This window comes from Halorubrum miltondacostae (genome assembly GCF_041379815.1).
In the GTDB taxonomy this organism is placed as follows: Archaea; Halobacteriota; Halobacteria; order Halobacteriales; family Haloferacaceae; genus Halorubrum; species Halorubrum miltondacostae.
In genome coordinates this window covers 458,475-473,361 of record NZ_JBEDNY010000003.1, presented here as the reverse complement: position 1 = coordinate 473,361, position 14,887 = coordinate 458,475, and the positions used below count along the sequence as shown (strand labels likewise).

12 protein-coding genes are annotated in these 14,887 nt (G+C 69.8%); 5 read left to right on the top strand and 7 right to left on the bottom strand.

The genetic code is table 11. The features are described 5' to 3' along the window. Positions 1-18: 18 nt before the first annotated feature. Positions 19-1,080 (bottom strand): phytoene/squalene synthase family protein, encoded by a 1,062-nt coding sequence (locus tag ABNG04_RS11455; RefSeq protein ID WP_371162547.1) that lies wholly within the window; start codon positions 1,078-1,080, stop codon positions 19-21. A gap of 177 nt (positions 1,081-1,257) precedes the next feature. On the opposite strand from ABNG04_RS11455, the gene ABNG04_RS11450 reads away from it, so the two are divergent. Then, the gene (locus ABNG04_RS11450; protein ID WP_371162546.1) at positions 1,258-2,403 is read left to right on the top strand and encodes an acyl-CoA dehydrogenase family protein; all 1,146 of its coding nucleotides are present in this window, start codon (positions 1,258-1,260) and stop codon (positions 2,401-2,403) included. 28 nt (positions 2,404-2,431) lie between these two features. On the opposite strand, the gene ABNG04_RS11445 is transcribed toward ABNG04_RS11450, so the two are convergent. Together ABNG04_RS11445 and ABNG04_RS11440 are read right to left on the bottom strand one after the other, a co-directional pair. Beyond that, positions 2,432-4,423, bottom strand: a complete 1,992-nt coding sequence (locus tag ABNG04_RS11445) for a PH domain-containing protein (protein ID WP_371162545.1) — start codon at positions 4,421-4,423, stop codon at positions 2,432-2,434. Further along, positions 4,420-4,884 carry a PH domain-containing protein gene (locus ABNG04_RS11440; RefSeq protein WP_371162544.1) on the bottom strand — a complete coding sequence of 155 codons (465 nt, stop codon included), beginning with the start codon at positions 4,882-4,884 and terminating at the stop codon, positions 4,420-4,422. Before ABNG04_RS11440 ends, ABNG04_RS11445 begins: the two co-directional genes overlap by 4 nt. A 171-nt stretch (positions 4,885-5,055) precedes the next feature. Between ABNG04_RS11440 and ABNG04_RS11435 the strand changes: the two genes are divergently transcribed. Next, positions 5,056-6,345, top strand: a complete 1,290-nt coding sequence (locus ABNG04_RS11435; RefSeq protein ID WP_371162543.1) for a Glu/Leu/Phe/Val family dehydrogenase — start codon at positions 5,056-5,058, stop codon at positions 6,343-6,345. A 31-nt stretch (positions 6,346-6,376) separates the two neighbouring features. Here the strand turns inward: ABNG04_RS11435 and ABNG04_RS11430 are convergent, their stop codons facing one another. Continuing rightward, positions 6,377-7,153 (bottom strand): YqjF family protein, encoded by a 777-nt coding sequence (locus ABNG04_RS11430; RefSeq protein ID WP_371162542.1) that lies wholly within the window; start codon positions 7,151-7,153, stop codon positions 6,377-6,379. A 90-nt stretch (positions 7,154-7,243) separates the two neighbouring features. Further along, the gene (locus tag ABNG04_RS11425) at positions 7,244-8,200 is read right to left on the bottom strand and encodes a cation diffusion facilitator family transporter (RefSeq protein WP_371162541.1); all 957 of its coding nucleotides are present in this window, start codon (positions 8,198-8,200) and stop codon (positions 7,244-7,246) included. A gap of 212 nt (positions 8,201-8,412) precedes the next feature. Here ABNG04_RS11425 and ABNG04_RS11420 point away from each other — a divergent pair, with 212 nt between their 5' ends. Beyond that, entirely contained in the window at positions 8,413-9,114 is a 702-nt protein-coding gene (locus ABNG04_RS11420; protein ID WP_371162540.1) for an HD domain-containing protein, read from the top strand. A 57-nt stretch (positions 9,115-9,171) separates the two neighbouring features. On the opposite strand, the gene ABNG04_RS11415 is transcribed toward ABNG04_RS11420, so the two are convergent. After that, positions 9,172-9,894: a TetR/AcrR family transcriptional regulator gene (locus ABNG04_RS11415; RefSeq protein WP_371162539.1), complete on the bottom strand. Its 723-nt coding sequence runs from the start codon at positions 9,892-9,894 to the stop codon at positions 9,172-9,174. A gap of 166 nt (positions 9,895-10,060) precedes the next feature. Between ABNG04_RS11415 and ABNG04_RS11410 the strand changes: the two genes are divergently transcribed. Both ABNG04_RS11410 and ABNG04_RS11405 read left to right on the top strand, forming a co-directional pair. After that, on the top strand, positions 10,061-11,755 hold the full coding sequence (locus ABNG04_RS11410) for a COG1361 S-layer family protein (protein ID WP_371162538.1): 1,695 nt from the start codon (positions 10,061-10,063) through the stop codon (positions 11,753-11,755). A gap of 87 nt (positions 11,756-11,842) precedes the next feature. Continuing rightward, complete coding sequence (locus tag ABNG04_RS11405; protein WP_371162537.1) at positions 11,843-14,341, top strand: efflux RND transporter permease subunit; 2,499 nt, start codon at positions 11,843-11,845, stop codon at positions 14,339-14,341. Positions 14,342-14,391: 50 nt separating this feature from the next. On the opposite strand, the gene ABNG04_RS11400 is transcribed toward ABNG04_RS11405, so the two are convergent. After that, positions 14,392-14,814 (bottom strand): hypothetical protein, encoded by a 423-nt coding sequence (locus ABNG04_RS11400; protein ID WP_371162682.1) that lies wholly within the window; start codon positions 14,812-14,814, stop codon positions 14,392-14,394. Positions 14,815-14,887 lie beyond the last annotated feature (73 nt).

Here is a 14,887-nt window from a genome sequence, read left to right as displayed (position 1 = left end):
GCGGCGACGCGCCTCGGCTCAGTCGGCGGAGCCGACGGCGCGGTGGAAGGGGGTCCGCGCGATCGTCTGTCGCAGCTCCGCGAGAGAGTCGCGGCCGACTTCGCTCGCGGCGGACATCACCGCGAACACCTCCTGTCTGGACACCTTCACGCCGGTCTCGGTGAGCGCGTCCTCGGGGCGGCTCCCGATCTCCCGGAGCGTGCCGACCGCGAGCAGGTACGGGACGGTCCACGCCTCCATCGTGTTCCCGTTCGAGAGTGGCATCGTCTCCAGGTACGCCTGCGCGTCGTCGAGGAACGAGCGGGCGTAGTCCGCGGTCCGGCCGACGACGCGCGCGGACGACTCGCGGTTCTCGGGGTGGACGACGCGCTCCTGCTCGACGCCCTCGGCCTCCAGCCACTCGGCGGGGAGGTAGACGTTGTTCTCCTCTGTGTAGTCGTCGTAGACATCCTTCGAGACGTTGACAAGCTGGAGGAGGAGCCCGAACTCCTCGGCGGTCTCCCGCAGCCGCGTCGCGCGCTCCTCGTCGAGGTCGCCGCGGGTGAGCAGGTTCGTGATGAGGTTGCCGACGGTGCCGGCCGCGTAGTAGCAGTACTGTTCGAGCTCGTCGCGGTCGTCGATCCGGAGCCCGCCCTCCGTGGCGTGGCGGTCGACGAACATCGCCATCCCGTCGACCATCTCCAACACCGGCGGGACGATCGCGGCCTGCGCCTCCGGGTCAAGCTCCTCGAACGTCGCCGCGATCGTGGGCGCCTCGGCGACGACCGTCCAGTCGTCGTCGCGCTCCGCGGGGAGCCACTCGTCGACCGCCGCGCGGAACTCGGCGATATCGGTGTCCTCGTCCGGGTCGATCGCCTGCCGATACGTCCGCAGCACGTCGCTCTGTGCCTCCGGCGGGATGTGGCCGGCGTCTTCAACCGTGTCGGCGACGCGGCAGAGGAGGTAGCCGACGCAGATCTGCGACGCCATCGGTTCCTCTAACACGTCGACAGTCAGCGCGAAGGTCCGCGAGACCCCTTGGACCGCCTCGTGACACCACGCGAGGTCGGCCTCACCGGGACCGTATTCTCGTCCGCTCATTCAGTTGCCAGACCTTACGGCACAACGCATAAAAAGCCTCGTGGAACGCCGCCCGAGCCCCGCTCGCCCCCTCAACCGCCGAAATCGCCCGGCATCGCAGCGCTCGCCCGCGACGAACGCCCCACCCGTGTACAACCGTGTGGAAACGGCTAAGTCCGCCCGGCCAAACGCACTCACATGGAGTTCACGCTCACCGAAGAGCAGCGTCAGATCCGCGACACCGTCGCGGAGTTCGTCGACGAGGAGGTCGTCCCGCGCGCGGTCGAGATCGATGAGACCGACGAGTTCCCCGCCGACCTGGTCGACGAGATGGCCGACCTCGGGCTCATGGGGATGCCGTTCCCGGTCGAGTACGAGGGCGCGGGTCTCGACTACCACAGCTACGCGATCGGGCTCGAGGAGATCTCCCGCGGCTCCGGCGGGCTCGGGACGGTCGTCGCCGCCCACACTTCGCTGGCCGGCAACATGCTCTACGAGTTCGGCGACGAGGCCCAGAAGCAGGAGTACCTCACCGCCCTGAACACCGGCGAGGACATCGGCGCGTTCGCTCTCTCTGAGGCCGAGGCGGGTTCGGACGTGCCGGCGATGACGACCGCCGCGGAGCGCGACGGCGACGGCTACGTCGTGAACGGCGGCAAGCTCTGGATCTCGAACGGCTCCGTCGCGGACACGGTCACCCTGTTCGCGAAGACCGACCCCGACGCCGGCCGGAACGGGATCTCGTCGTTCGTCGTGCGCCCGGAGGAGGACGACGGGTTCATTGTCGAGGGGACGGAGGACAAGCTCGGCGACAAGGGGTGTCCGACCGCGGAGCTGCGGTTCGACGACATGTGGATCCCTGAGGACCGCCTGCTCGGCGAGGAGGGCGACGGGTTCGTTCACGCGCTGAAGACGCTCAACGGCGGGCGTATCACCATCGCCGCCCGGTCGGTCGGGATCGCCCGCGCCGCGCTCGACGAGGCGAAGTCCTACGCCCAACAACGCGAGCAGTTCGATCGCGCCATCGCCGACTTCCAGGCGATCCAGCACAAGCTCGCCGACATGGACACGAAGGCGCGCGCCGCGGAGCTGCTGATGCACGAGGCGGCCGACCTGAAGATGCGCGACGAGGACTACATCAAGCAGGCGGCGCAGGCAAAGCTGTACGCCTCCGAGATCGCCCGCGAGGTCGCCAACGAGGGGATCCAGATCCACGGCGGCTACGGCTACACCAAGGACTTCCCCGCGGAGCGCTTCTACCGCGACGCGAAGCTCTCGGAGATCTACGAGGGGACGAGCGAGGTCCTGCGCAACACGATCGCACAGCAGTTACTCGACGAGTGAACGGGCCGGGACGCGCCGGCCGCGCCCCTTAGCGGTCGTCGCCGTCGTCGTTCGCGGTGTCGTCGTTACCGTCCGCGGTGTCGCCGCGACTATCCTCTGTGGCTCCATCGCTGCCGTCCGCAGCGTCTCCGTCCCCGTCGCGGCCGCCGTCCGTGGCGTCTCCGTCGCTCTCCGCGCCGGATCGCGGCCCGTGCGCCACGTCGGCGTCCGACGGGTTCTGGTCGACCGCGTACTCGCCCGTGTCGATCCGCTCCGCGGGCTCCGAGTAGTCGCGGTCGCTCGGCGAGAAGTCGGGGCGGACGACGCCGTCCTCCGGGATGTCGAGGTCCTCCTCGGACGACTCGTCCGCGGCGTCGTCTCCCTCCGCGTCGACGACCACGTTCTCGACGGGGTCGTCGCCAGCGTCTTTGTTCCCTGCGTTCTCCTCGTCGACGCCGTCGCGCCCGCCTTCTGCGGTCTCCTCGCTCTCTGTGACCGCTCCGTCGGCGTCCTCGCTCGCCGCGTCGTCGCTCTCGACCCACTCGAAGGAGTCGGCGCCGGCGCTCCGCCGCGCCGCCACGGCGGTCGCGAGGCGCTCGGTGAGCGTCTCCTTCAGCGCCTCCGCCTCGTCGATCTCGAAGTCGACGGCGGCCGCGTCGCTGCCGGTCAGCGAACTGGTGCCCGCCGTGTCGGCGACGATCGTCGCGACCCCCCACCGGCGCTGGAACACGGTCCGGCTGTCGATCACGTTCTGGATCCGGTAGTACGGGACGACGGTGACCGTCCGACTCCAGAACCCGTTCCGGGTGAGCAGGTGGTCCTCGCCGAGCCAGTAGCCGCGGTGCTTCCACTTCAGGTGCGCCGCGGGCGGGACGGCGACGAGGAGCGCGGCCACTCCGTACCACGGGAGCGACGGCGAGACGTACCAGTTCACGCCGTACGCGATTCCGGTGAGGACGCCGACGAGCAGCGTGTACCGGATGACGTACCGCCATCGGATCCGCTTTGGCGGGCGGTTGAACTCGGGCGAACCGAACGACTCAATCTCGTGTGTCAGCCGGTAGACGCGGTCGGTGGCGGCGATCGGAACGGCCGACTGGTTGCCGGACTCCGTCCCCTGCCCCGGTGCGTACCCCGCCGTCTCGATCGACAGGCTCGCGTAGCCGAGCGCGCGCTTGGCCGGGTTGTCGGTGATCCGTAGCGCCTGGACCTTCTCGGTCGGGATCGAGCCGCTGTACCGCCGGAACAGCCCGCGCTCGTAGCGCAGTTCGTCGCCGGCTCGCGCGAGCCGGAAGCCGTAGTAGTTCGAGAAGGCGACGCCAGCGCCGATGAGCCACGACGCGATGAACAGCGCGGCGATCCCGACGACCGCCGTCGCGGTGAGCGCGGCGGCCGAGGTCTCCGGCAGGAAGCTCGACAGCACCGGGAACGAGCCGGAGCTCAGGAAGGCTAGCAGTCCGATCAGCCGCCCGTCGAACGACAGCGCCCCGACTAAGGCGAGCTCGCCGGGCGAGATGGCGAACAGCTCCTCCTCGTCCGGCGCGAACGCGTCGTCGCGCCCGCCGTTGACGGCGTCGACGTCCGCGTTCCCCTCCGCGGCGTCCGCCGACCGCTCGGCCCCGGACTTCCGGCGCTGGACCTCGCGCTGGAGCCGCGTCGCCTCGTCCGGCGTGACGAACCGGATCGACCCCTCCGTGCTGGACCCCCCGGCAGTCTCCAAGTCGACCGCGGCGACGCCGATGGCGCGCTGGACCACGCCCCGACTCACGTCGACGTTCTGGATGCGTCGGTAGGGGATCTCGCGCTCGCGCCGGGAGATGACGCCCGAGGAGATGTCGAGGGTGTCCTCGGTGAGGACGTACTCGAACCGACGGTAGTAGGCGACCTCGTAGGCGAACATGACGAGGAGGATGGCCGCGCCGCCGGCGACCGCCAGCGGGAGGCCGAACCCGCCGCTGTTCACGATCACGAACAGCGCGACGGCGGTCCCGGCCGCCTTCTGGAGTGCGCGGTACGGGACCGACTGCGGCGCGAGCTTCACACCGCGTCCTCCCCGTCTGCGCGGATCGCCAGTCGCTTCAGTTCCTCGCGGAGGTCGCTCGCGCCGTCCGGCGTGAGTCCCGGGATCCGCACGTCCGCGCCGCGCGACCCGGCAGTGTACACGACGCAGGAGGCGAGCCCGACGGTCCGCTCGATCGGGCCGCGCCGCGAGTCGACGTGCTGGATCCGTACCAGCGGCACGGTGGTGCGCACCTGCGTGACCACGCCGCGGTCGAGGTAGATCGCGTCCTCGCGGATCTCGTAGCTCCAGCGTCGGTAGCGGAGCAGCGCGTGCCCGACGGTGAGGGTCAGCGCGACTGCGCCGACCGCGACCGGCGCCCACCGTGGAAGGTACTCGAGGAACGCGCCGGCGGCGAACGGGGCGGTGACGAGCGCCGAGAGGAGCACCGCGCGGAGGACCCACACGACCTGGACTCGGGGGTGAAGCGTCTGTGCCGTCATCGGCGCTCCCCCGTCGCGTGTCCGTGTATCATGGGCGGCGGTTGTCGGCCCCGACGTATAAGTCCGGTCGGAAGCGCTCGAGAAAAACCGGGGAAAGACTATGGTACATATTCTCTCCCGATGGCGATAATTGCCGAAACCAATATCACGAACGATCGAGTCGTGGGCGCCATGGCTGACGACCCGTTCGAGAACATGCTCGCCCAGATGGACCGCGCCGAGGAGTACGCAGACGTGGATCATGGGGTGTTCGAGCGGCTCAAGAATCCGGAACGGACCCTGAAGGTGACGCTCCCGGTCGAGCTCGAGTCCGGAGAGGTGGAGGTGTTCGAGGGCTACCGCTGTCAGTTCGACAGCTCTCGGGGACCGTTCAAGGGCGGCGTCCGCTTCCACCCCTCGGTCACTCAGCGCGAGGTCGAGGCGCTCGCCGGGTGGATGACATGGAAGACCGCCCTCGTCGACCTCCCGTACGGCGGCGCGAAGGGCGGCGTGATCTGCGAGCCGAAGGACCTCACCGAGCGCGACCTCGAACGGCTCACCCGGCGCTACACCGAGGGGATCCGCCGGATGATCGGCCCCGAGGTCGACGTGCCGGCGCCGGACATGAACACGAACCCGCAGACGATGGCGTGGATGATGGACACCTACTCGATGTACGAGGGATACTCCGTGCCGCAGGTCGTCACCGGGAAGCCGCTGGAGATCGGCGGGACGCCCGGCCGCGTGGAGGCGACCGGCCGCGGGGTCTCGCTCGTCACCGAGCGGCTCTTCGAGTACCTCGACCGCGACCTCTCCGACGCCTCCGTCGCGATCCAGGGGTTCGGAAACGTCGGGTCCAACGCGGCCCGGCTCCTCGACGAGTCGGGCGCCAACGTGGTCGCCACCTCCGACGTGACTGGCGCGGCGTACGACCCGGACGGCCTCGACGTGGCCGCGCTCGGCGCGCACGTCGACGCCGGCGGGCTCATCGAGGAGTACGTCGCGGGCGAGTACCGAGGGAGCACGAGCGGCTCCACCTGGGACGACCCGGACCAGATCACCAACGCGGAGCTGCTCACCCTCGACGTCGACGTGCTCATCCCCGCCGCCGTCGAGGGCGTGATCACCGCCGACAACGTCGACGACCTCCGCGCGTCGGCGGTCGTCGAGGCCGCGAACGGTCCGACGACCGTCGCGGCCGACAAGGCGCTCACCGAGCGTGACATCCAGGTCGTGCCCGACATCCTCGCGAACGCGGGCGGCGTCATCGTCTCGTACCTGGAGTGGGTCCAGAACGCCCAGGAGTTCTCGTGGCCGCTGGAGACGGTCAACGCCGAGCTGGAGCGGCGCATCGGGAGCGCCTTCGACAAGACCGTTGAACAGTACGACACGAAAGAGCTCCCCGACCTGCGGACCGCCGCGTACACGCTCGCGCTGGAGCGAACGGCGAAAGCCCACGAGTACCGCGGCCTGTTCCCGTAACTTCGGCTTCGGCGAGACGAGTCCGGCGCCCTCAGGCCCGCCTGATCCGGTCGGCGGTGACCGCGATCGGCTCGCCGTAGTGGAGGATCGGCTCCCCGTCCGGTCTCTCGAAGCCGTTGGCCTCGAACAGCGTGTTCGCCCGGATCTCCGCCTCGGCCGGGCGCAGCGTCCACGGGTCGTGGTCGATCTCGCCGACGTACAGTCGCCCGCGCTCTCCCGCGGTGTAGAACCGGTAGTTCTCCAGTAAGAACGCCGGCAGCGAGCCCGGGTCGGGCGTGAACGCCTCGCCGGCCGGCGCGTAGGTCGCGTCGAACCGAGCGTGCGGGACGCCCTCGTGGATGCGACGGCTCGCGAACCGCACGGCGCTGCCGTCGTCCGAGCCGGCGGCCTCCTCGCTCGCGCCGCCGTCAGCCTTCTTCGTGTCGCCGTCGCCGCTATCGGGGCCTCTGCTCGCCGCGGTGCCCCGAACGTCGGTCTCGGCGCGGTAGTACGGGAGCCGGAACAGACCGCGGGCGACCGCCACGCCGAGTCGGTCGTCGGCGTCGAGGCTGTGAAAGTAGACGCCCGGGCCGTTCGGCCCCTCGACGTAGGTCCGCAGGTTGAGTTCGGGGAAGGACAGCCCGCGCGGCACCCCGCGCGGCCGGATGTCCTCCATCACGAACGGGACGACTCCGAGGTAGGCGTCGCCGTCGTGGGTCGCGACGGTGATCCCGTCGGGCAGCGCCGCGTCGACGGTCGCCGGGTCGACGGGCCAGTGGGCGAACAGTCCGTCCCGCCACGTCATCTCCAGCCAACGACGACCGAACATAGCCATAGTAGGAACCGGAGGGGCAAAACCCGCACGACACCGGCGGTCTCGGGCCGTCGCCCGCGGGCACTCTCTGCTCGCCGCCCACAGTCACTCCCAGGGATCCGCGTCGCCGCTGAGCGCGGTCGAGGCGTCCGCCCCCTCCGGTGCGTCCTTCCACTCGCCGAGTCCGGAGGGGTCGAGGTGGACGTGGACGTCGCCGACGTCGTCCAGCGCGCGGAGGCTCGTGACGAGGTCCGTCTCCACGTCGTGGGCCTCGCGGAGAGTCATCTTGCCGTCGACCTCGACGTGGACCTCGACTTCCAGGTCCGTCCCGTCGTAGAACACCGTGAGGTCGTGGACTCCCTCGACCGCGGGATGGTCGCGGAGCGCGGCGACGATGCGGTCCCGGTCGCCCGGCGGCGGGGCACCGCCGACAAGGTAGGTGACGTTCTCGCGACCGATCTCGATGCCCTGGTACACGACGAGGGCGCTGACGAGCGCACCGGCGATGGGGTCGAGCACGGGGACATCGAGGAACACCCCGATGACGCCGATCAGGGCGGCGACCGTGGTGTAGATGTCGTTGAGGCAGTCGACCGCGAGGGCGGTGAGCGCCGTCGAGCCCAGGTCGGTGTTCACCAGCTCCGTGTACCGGTACAGCACGTACATGTCCGCCATCGCGAACAGCAGCGCGCCGACGAGGAGGAGGCTCTTCCCGGGCGGGTCGTGGGCCCCGAAGAGTCCGAGGACCGACTCGCGCAACAGGAGGAGTCCGAGGACGACGATGGTCGCGCCGACGAGCAGCGCGGTCAGCGGCTCGATCCGCTGGTGGCCGTGCGGGTGCGTCTCGTCGGCGCTCTCGTACCGGGAGCCCCCCCAGACGAACACGACCGCGCTGGCGACGAGGTCGGCGACCGAGTGGGCGGCGTCGGCCAGCAGCGCGACGCTGTTGAAGACGAGTCCCGTCGCGCCCACGACCGCGATCTTCACCGCGTTCCCGGCGACGTTGACCGCCGCCGCCCGCTGGAACCGGGCGCGGTCGTCGTTCCCGAAGGGACTTAGCATATCGGTCCGTCCGACCGCGACCCTGTTAAGCGTCCCGCGTCGCGTCACGGCTCGGCGTGCCGCACACGGTCGCCCTACTCGTCGTGTCACCGCCCGATCCGGCGTCAGGCGCCGCCATCGACCCGCCGGTCTCCGGCGGAAGGCTCCGTCGTAACGCCTAAGACCGAAACGCTCCTCGCCTACGGTAATGAATCACGATCTTTTCTCCCGGGGTGGTCCTCGTGGGCGTCGAAATTAAAGAGACGGAGGTGAGCGACGAGGATTTCGCGGAGATGAAGGGCTTCGTTCGCGACTACCTCGCGGCCAGCGTCGAGAGCGAGGACGACGGCGGCCGCATGCGCTGGTACCCGTGGCACTCGGCGTCGTACCGGTTCAATCACATCCTCAACGTCGTCGACCTCGCGGCCGACATCGCCGAGGCCGAGGGCGCCGACATCGACGTCGTCCGGGTCGCGGCCGTCTTCCACGACGTCGCCAAGCTGGAGGCCGAGCAGGACGTCCACGCCGAGGCCGGCGCGCGCGTCACCCGCGAGTACCTCCAGAGCCGCGGCAACTACCCCGAGTCGTTCATCGAGGAGGTGTGCGGCGCGGTCGTCGACCACTCGTACACTGGCGACCTCGATGACGTCCCCTTGGAGAGCCGATGCCTGATCGAGGCCGACGTGCTCGACAAGGTCGGCGCCAACGGGGCCGTCCTAATGCTGTTGCGGATGGGGTACGAGTCGCGCACGCACATGGACGCCGCGAAGATGGTCGACCGCGTGCTCCAGCGCGCGCACGACCACACCGACCGCGTCGTCTCCGACACGGCCGAGAGCATCGCGCACCAGCGCATCAAGCGCGTGAAGTGGCTGCGCGAGTGGCTCGAAGAGGAGGTCTCGCAGATGGACGCCGAGGGCGTCACCGACCGCTGACGGGGCGTCGTCGCCGGTTGCGAAACGCGTGTGGAGCCGACCGAACCGGCCGTCGAATCAGGCTTCCTCGTCCGGTCCGTCCGTCTTGACGAGCGGCAGTGTCGCCTCCAGATAGCGATCGATCCCGGCGCGCGAGTCCGCGACCCACGCCCGCTTGTTCGTCGTCGCCCACCGGAACATTCCGCCGGTCGCGAACGTCTGGAGCGTCGACGCGACCTGCGCCGCGGTGACGGACGCCTCGTCGCCCGCCGCCCCGCCGCCGTCGCGCGAGGTCTCGGCGGCCGCCTCGCGGACGAGCCGCTTGAGGTACTCGCCGAAGACCCGGTCGCTACGGTCGAAGTGGTCGCGGTACGCCTCGTCGTTTGCCGCCTGCGAGCGGAGTTCCGTCATCACCGTCACGAACCGCGCGTCGGGCGCGTGCGGCTGGTCGAGCGAGGTGGGCTCGACCGCCGCCGTGAGGTAGTCATCGAGCTGGTCCCGCGCCGAGCGATCGAACGGCGCCTCGGGAGCCATCTCGGACCCGTCCTCGCTCTCCGGGGCGTCTCCGGGAGAGCCGCCGGCGACGGACGCCTCGAACTCGTCGAGGAGGAACTCCAAGAGGTCGACCAAGAGCTCGTCTTTGCCGTCGTAGTGGTGGTACACGAGCGACGGGCTCTTGTCGAACTCGTCGCCGATCCGCGCGATCGTGACGTTCGCGTACCCATGTTCGCAGAGCGCGCGGAACGCCGCGCCGAGGATCGCCTGTCGGGTGTCCGCCGGCTCCGCGAACGGGTCGTTCATACCTCGGGTAGTCGGGTGCGGTATATAGAACTCTTGATTGAACGTTTATTCAACACGCTTATTCAATAGGACTGCAACAGGACCGTATGACTCCAGCCGATCCGCTACGGTACAATCGGTCGCGCCGCGCGACCAGACCCTCCGACTGCTCCGGTGGAGGAGATCGATGAGTCGGGTGACGCGGCCCGCCGCGATCGCCGTCGCCGTCGTCGCGCTCAGCGCACTTCTCGTCGGCGTTTCGCTCGCCGGCGCCGCGGCGCCGGGTCCGGCGTCGGGCGACGCCGCCGCGCTCTCGAGCGTTGAGGGAGCGACCGCTGACGGCGCGGTCGCACAAGCGGACGACCCGACACAGAGACAAGTCCGGGGCTCGCCCGTACTAGACCTGTTCGTCTCACAGCGCTCGATCCCGAGCGGTGGCGAGTCGACCGTGACAGTCGACATCGTCAACACGGGGGAGATGGAGATCGGGAACCAGCTCGACTCCCGGGTGACGACCGCCCGCGGGCTCACGCTCGAGATCGACGACGGCGACGTGCCGATCGACGTGGAGGACGGCAAGATTCCGGTCGGTGACGTTCGGACCGCTGCGAGCCCAGTCTCCGTGCCGCTCGACGTGACCGTCCCCGACGGTGTCTCTGACGGGAGGTACGAGGTGGAAGCCACCGCCCGCTACCAGTATACCTTCGAGGTCATCCCCGAGTACAACGATTTTAAAAACCGCCGCGGGATCGACGACTTCGATCTCACCATCGTCGTCGACGACGGCGCGCGGTTCGCGGTCCTCGAGACCGACACCGACACGCAGGTCGGCGGCAGCGGCGAGGTGACCGTCACGCTGGCGAACGTCGGCGACGAGACCGCGCGCGACGCGGTCGTCTCCGGGACCACGACCGCGCCCGGCGTCCGCCTCGGTGAGGGCGGCGGGCAGTCCTTCGTCGGCGACTGGGCCCCCGGCGAGAACCGGACCGTCACCTTCGACTCGACGGTCGGCGACTCGTTCGGCGGCGGCGCGTACGCGCTCTCGTCGACGGTCGACTACCGCGACCCGAACGGCGTCGACGCGACCGCGGCGGCCGCGCGCGCCGGCGTCGTCCCGATCCGCGAGCAGTCGTTCTCACTGGACGGCGTCTCCGGCACGCTCGAAGTCGGCTACTCCGGGACGGTCTCCGGGACGCTCACGAACGAGGGGCCGCTCCCCGTCGAGGACGCGGTCCTCGTCGCCGACTCCGGGAGCAACCGCGTGAGCCTCGGTGAGAGCCGCTACGCGCTGCCGCGGATTCCGCCGGGCGAGTCGGCCGAGTTCTCCTTCGACGCCGACGTGAGCGGGAGCGCCGACCCCGGCCCGCGGCAGTTCCGCTTCACGACTCGATACGAGAGCGGCGACGCGACGATCGCGGTTGAGGAGACCCGCCGCGTCGAGGTGGCCCCCCGGCAGTCCGAGTTCGAACTCGACGTCGAGAACGCCACCGTCTCGGCGGGCGAGACCCGGCGGATCAACGCGACGATCACAAACCGGCGGCCGGAGACGCTCTCCTCTATCAACGCCGGGCTCTACGCCGACAGCCCGCTAACGGCGGTCAACGACGAGGCGTTCGTCGACGAGCTCGAACCCGGCGAGTCCGCGAGGATCTGGTTCGAGGTGGCCGCCGCCTCGGGCGCGAGCGTCGAGGACCACCCGATTGAGCTCGACTTCCAATACGAGGACGAACGCGGCAACGACCGCATCTCGGACATTACGCAGGTCCCGGTCACGGTGACCGCCCCCGTCGACGACGGCGGGCGCCCGCTCGGACTGATCGCCGTGGGCGTCCTCCTCGTCGTCGCCGCGGTCGGCGGCGCCCTCCTGTACCGACGGCGGTGATCCGATGAGGCGACACGCCACCGCGCTCGCGACGGACCGCGGCCTTCACTCGCCGTCGACCGCTCGGCGGTGGACAGCGGGGCGGCCGTGACCGCGGTCGACCGGCTGATCGAAGAGGTCGACCGCGTCGTCACCGAGCGGCCGCTGGCGGTCATCGCGGTCTTCGTGCTCGTCACCGCCGCGTTCGCCGGAGGGGTGACCGGTATCGAGACGAACGCGGGAACGGACCAGTTCACGCAGGACATCCCCGCCCAGCGGGCGCTCGACAACATCGACGAGGAGTTCGAGACGTCGATCGGCGGCTCCGCGACGTCGGCGCAGGTGATCGTCTCCGACGACAACGTCCTCTCCCGAGACGCGCTGATCCGGACCTTGGAGACGCAACAGCGGCTGGAGTCGCGATCGACGCTCCGGGTCGCCTCGACGTCGAGCCACGCCGATGCGGTCGCCCGCCAACTCGACCCGACCGCCGCGAGCGCGGCGGAGCGACGCGACGCCGTGGCAGAGGCGACACCCGCGGAGCTCCGGTCCGCCATCGCCGACGCCGACGCGACGGGGGCGATCGCGGCGCAGGTGTCCGTCGACTACAACCCCACGGCGCAGGCGGCCGACACCGCGATCGTGGGGATTACGTACGACCTGCCGGCGTCTGCGACGTCGGCCCGGGTGACGGAGCTTCAGACCCGCAGCGTCGACGTCGTCGACTCCGTGCCGGGCAACAAGGCGGGCGAGAACGCGATCCTCTTCGGCGACGGCGTCCTCCAGTCGGAGATCACCGCGCTGCTGACCGACACCGCGATAATCGTCTTCCCGGCGGCGCTCATCCTGATCGTCGGGTTCCTGATCTTCTCGTACCGCGACCCGTTCGACATGGCGATCGGGCTGTCCGCGCTGCTCATGTCGCTCCTGTGGACCTTCGGCTTCATGGGGTACGCCGGGATCCCCTTCTCCAACTCGCTCGTGACGGTGTTCCCGCTCCTGCTCGCGGTCGGGATCGACTTCGGTATCCACATCGTCAACCGCTACCGCGAGGAGCGGGCGACCGGGGCCGGGATCGAGCGGTCGATGCGGACCACGACCGACCAGCTGCTCATCGCCTTCCTGCTCGTGACGATTACCACCGTGTTCGGGCTCGTCTCCAACGTCGCGAGCCCGTTCGACCCCAACCGCGACTTCGGAATCGTCGCGGCCGCGGGGATCACGTTCACGCTGATCATCTTCGGCGTCTTCCTCCCGGCCGCGAAGGTGTTCTCGGACCGGTGGCGCGAGGGGCTCCCGATCCCGGACTTCGGCACGAGCGCGCTCGGCGCCGGCGGATCGCGGATCGCGCGGGTCCTCCGAGTCGGCGTCGACCTCTCGCGGATCGCCCCGGTCGCGGTCGTCGCACTCCTCCTCCTTGGCGGCGCCGTCGGCGGCGCCTACGGCACCGGCGTGGACACGGAGTTCTCGCAGGAGGCGTTCTTCCCCGATCAGGACCGGCTGGAGACGTACGACGCCCTCCCCGAACCGTTCGCGCCGACCGAGTACACGTTCCTCGACGTGCTGACGCTGTTCGAGGAGGAGTTCGAACAGGACTTCGTGGGTTCGGTGACGCTGTACGTCGACCAGTCGGTCAGAGACGACGACGCGCTGGAGCTGATCGACCGGACGACGCGGAACCCGCCGGACACCTTCGCGACGACCGACGAGCGCCGCGCGCAGGCGACGAGCGTCGTCACCGTGATCGAAGACCGTGCGTCGCGCGACCCCGAGTTCGCGGCGTTGGTCGAGCGGAACGACCGCCTCGGCAACGGCGTGCCCGACCGGAACGTCGACGAGGTGTACGACGCGCTCTTGGACTCCTCGGCGGCGGGGCAGGCGCGCGGCTACGTGGCGGCCGACCGCGGCAGCGCGCGGATCGACTTCACGATCCGACCGGGCGTCGACAACTCCGAGGCGGTCGCGGACGTGCGTGACCTCGCAGAGCGCACGTCGCTCGAAGCGGTCCCCACCGGCGACCTCGTCGTCAACGAGGCGGTGATCGACCTGCTGACCGAGTCGGCCATCCGGAGCCTCTTCGCCGCCTTCGGACTCACGGCGCTGTTCCTCGCGCTGTCGTACGCGTACCTCGAGGGGAAGGCCGTCTACGGCTTCCTGAACCTCGTCCCGGTCCTCGTCACCGTCGGCCTGCTCGTCGGGTCGATGCGGCTGTTCGACATCCCGCTGACGCCGATCAACGCCCCCATCCTCTCCGTGTCGATCGGGCTCGGCGTGGACTACACCGTCCACTTCGTCCACCGGTTCGTCGACGAGTACCAGGCGGGGCTCCCGGTCGACGAGGCCCTCGACGTCACCATCGGGGGGACGGGCGGCGCGCTCACCGGCAGCATGCTCACCACGGTGTCCGGGCTCGGCGTCCTGTGGCTCGCGGTGATCCCCCTGCTCCGCGACTTCGGCGTCCTGCTCGCGCTGGGCGTGTTCTACGCGTACCTCTGCTCGATCCTGCTCGTCCCGTCGCTCGTCGTCGTGTGGGACCGGTACGGCGGGGTAGTCGGTCTCGGTCTCGACGGCGGACTCAGGGAGGCCGGCGCGGACGGTGGCCGCTGACCGACGGAGCGCTCGGTTACTTTCCGCGAAAAGAGGGAGCTGCGGTCGCGTCAGCCGATGACGCCGACGACCAACTGGACGGTGACGAGCACGAGGAACGCGGCCCCGGTCGCCAGCGTTCCGGCCGCGACGCCGTGAGCGTTCCCGAGGCCGCGGCTCCGCGTCGCGAAGTACGCGCCGAGGAAGACGAAGCCGACGAGCAGGAGCCCGACGGCGAGGTACGCGACGTTCACCAGCGTCCCGGCGAGCCCCTCCGGGATCCCGAAGCTCCCGACGCCGAGGAGGATGCTCCCGCCGACGAGGACGGTGATCCCGACGAACGAGATCGCCCACACGACCGGGGTCCGGACGACCTCGCCGAGCGTCTCGACAACCGCCTCGTAGCGGCCCTCCCCCTCGTCGCTGCCGGGAGCGGTCCGCTTCGTTCCGATTCCCGCGACCGCGACGAACGTGGCGACGACGAGGAGGCCCATCAGGCCCGTGCTCAAGAGGGTGAGTGATGTCATAGAGTTCCGTTGTTAGGGGCTCCGTTCGCGCGTACAAATA

What these genes read in the sequence shown, in the direction of transcription:
- ABNG04_RS11430 (WP_371162542.1), bottom strand. Translation starts at nt 7,153, where the DNA reads ATGTTCGGTCGTCGTTGGCTGGAGATGACGTGGCGGGACGGACTGTTC.
- ABNG04_RS11410 (WP_371162538.1), top strand. Translation starts at nt 10,061, where the DNA reads ATGAGTCGGGTGACGCGGCCCGCCGCGATCGCCGTCGCCGTCGTCGCG.
- ABNG04_RS11440 (WP_371162544.1), bottom strand. Translation starts at nt 4,884, where the DNA reads ATGACGGCACAGACGCTTCACCCCCGAGTCCAGGTCGTGTGGGTCCTC.
- ABNG04_RS11435 (WP_371162543.1), top strand. Translation starts at nt 5,056, where the DNA reads ATGGCTGACGACCCGTTCGAGAACATGCTCGCCCAGATGGACCGCGCC.
- ABNG04_RS11400 (WP_371162682.1), bottom strand. Translation starts at nt 14,814, where the DNA reads ATGGGCCTCCTCGTCGTCGCCACGTTCGTCGCGGTCGCGGGAATCGGA.
- ABNG04_RS11425 (WP_371162541.1), bottom strand. Translation starts at nt 8,200, where the DNA reads ATGCTAAGTCCCTTCGGGAACGACGACCGCGCCCGGTTCCAGCGGGCG.
- ABNG04_RS11450 (WP_371162546.1), top strand. Translation starts at nt 1,258, where the DNA reads ATGGAGTTCACGCTCACCGAAGAGCAGCGTCAGATCCGCGACACCGTC.
- ABNG04_RS11415 (WP_371162539.1), bottom strand. Translation starts at nt 9,894, where the DNA reads ATGAACGACCCGTTCGCGGAGCCGGCGGACACCCGACAGGCGATCCTC.
- ABNG04_RS11455 (WP_371162547.1), bottom strand. Translation starts at nt 1,080, where the DNA reads ATGAGCGGACGAGAATACGGTCCCGGTGAGGCCGACCTCGCGTGGTGT.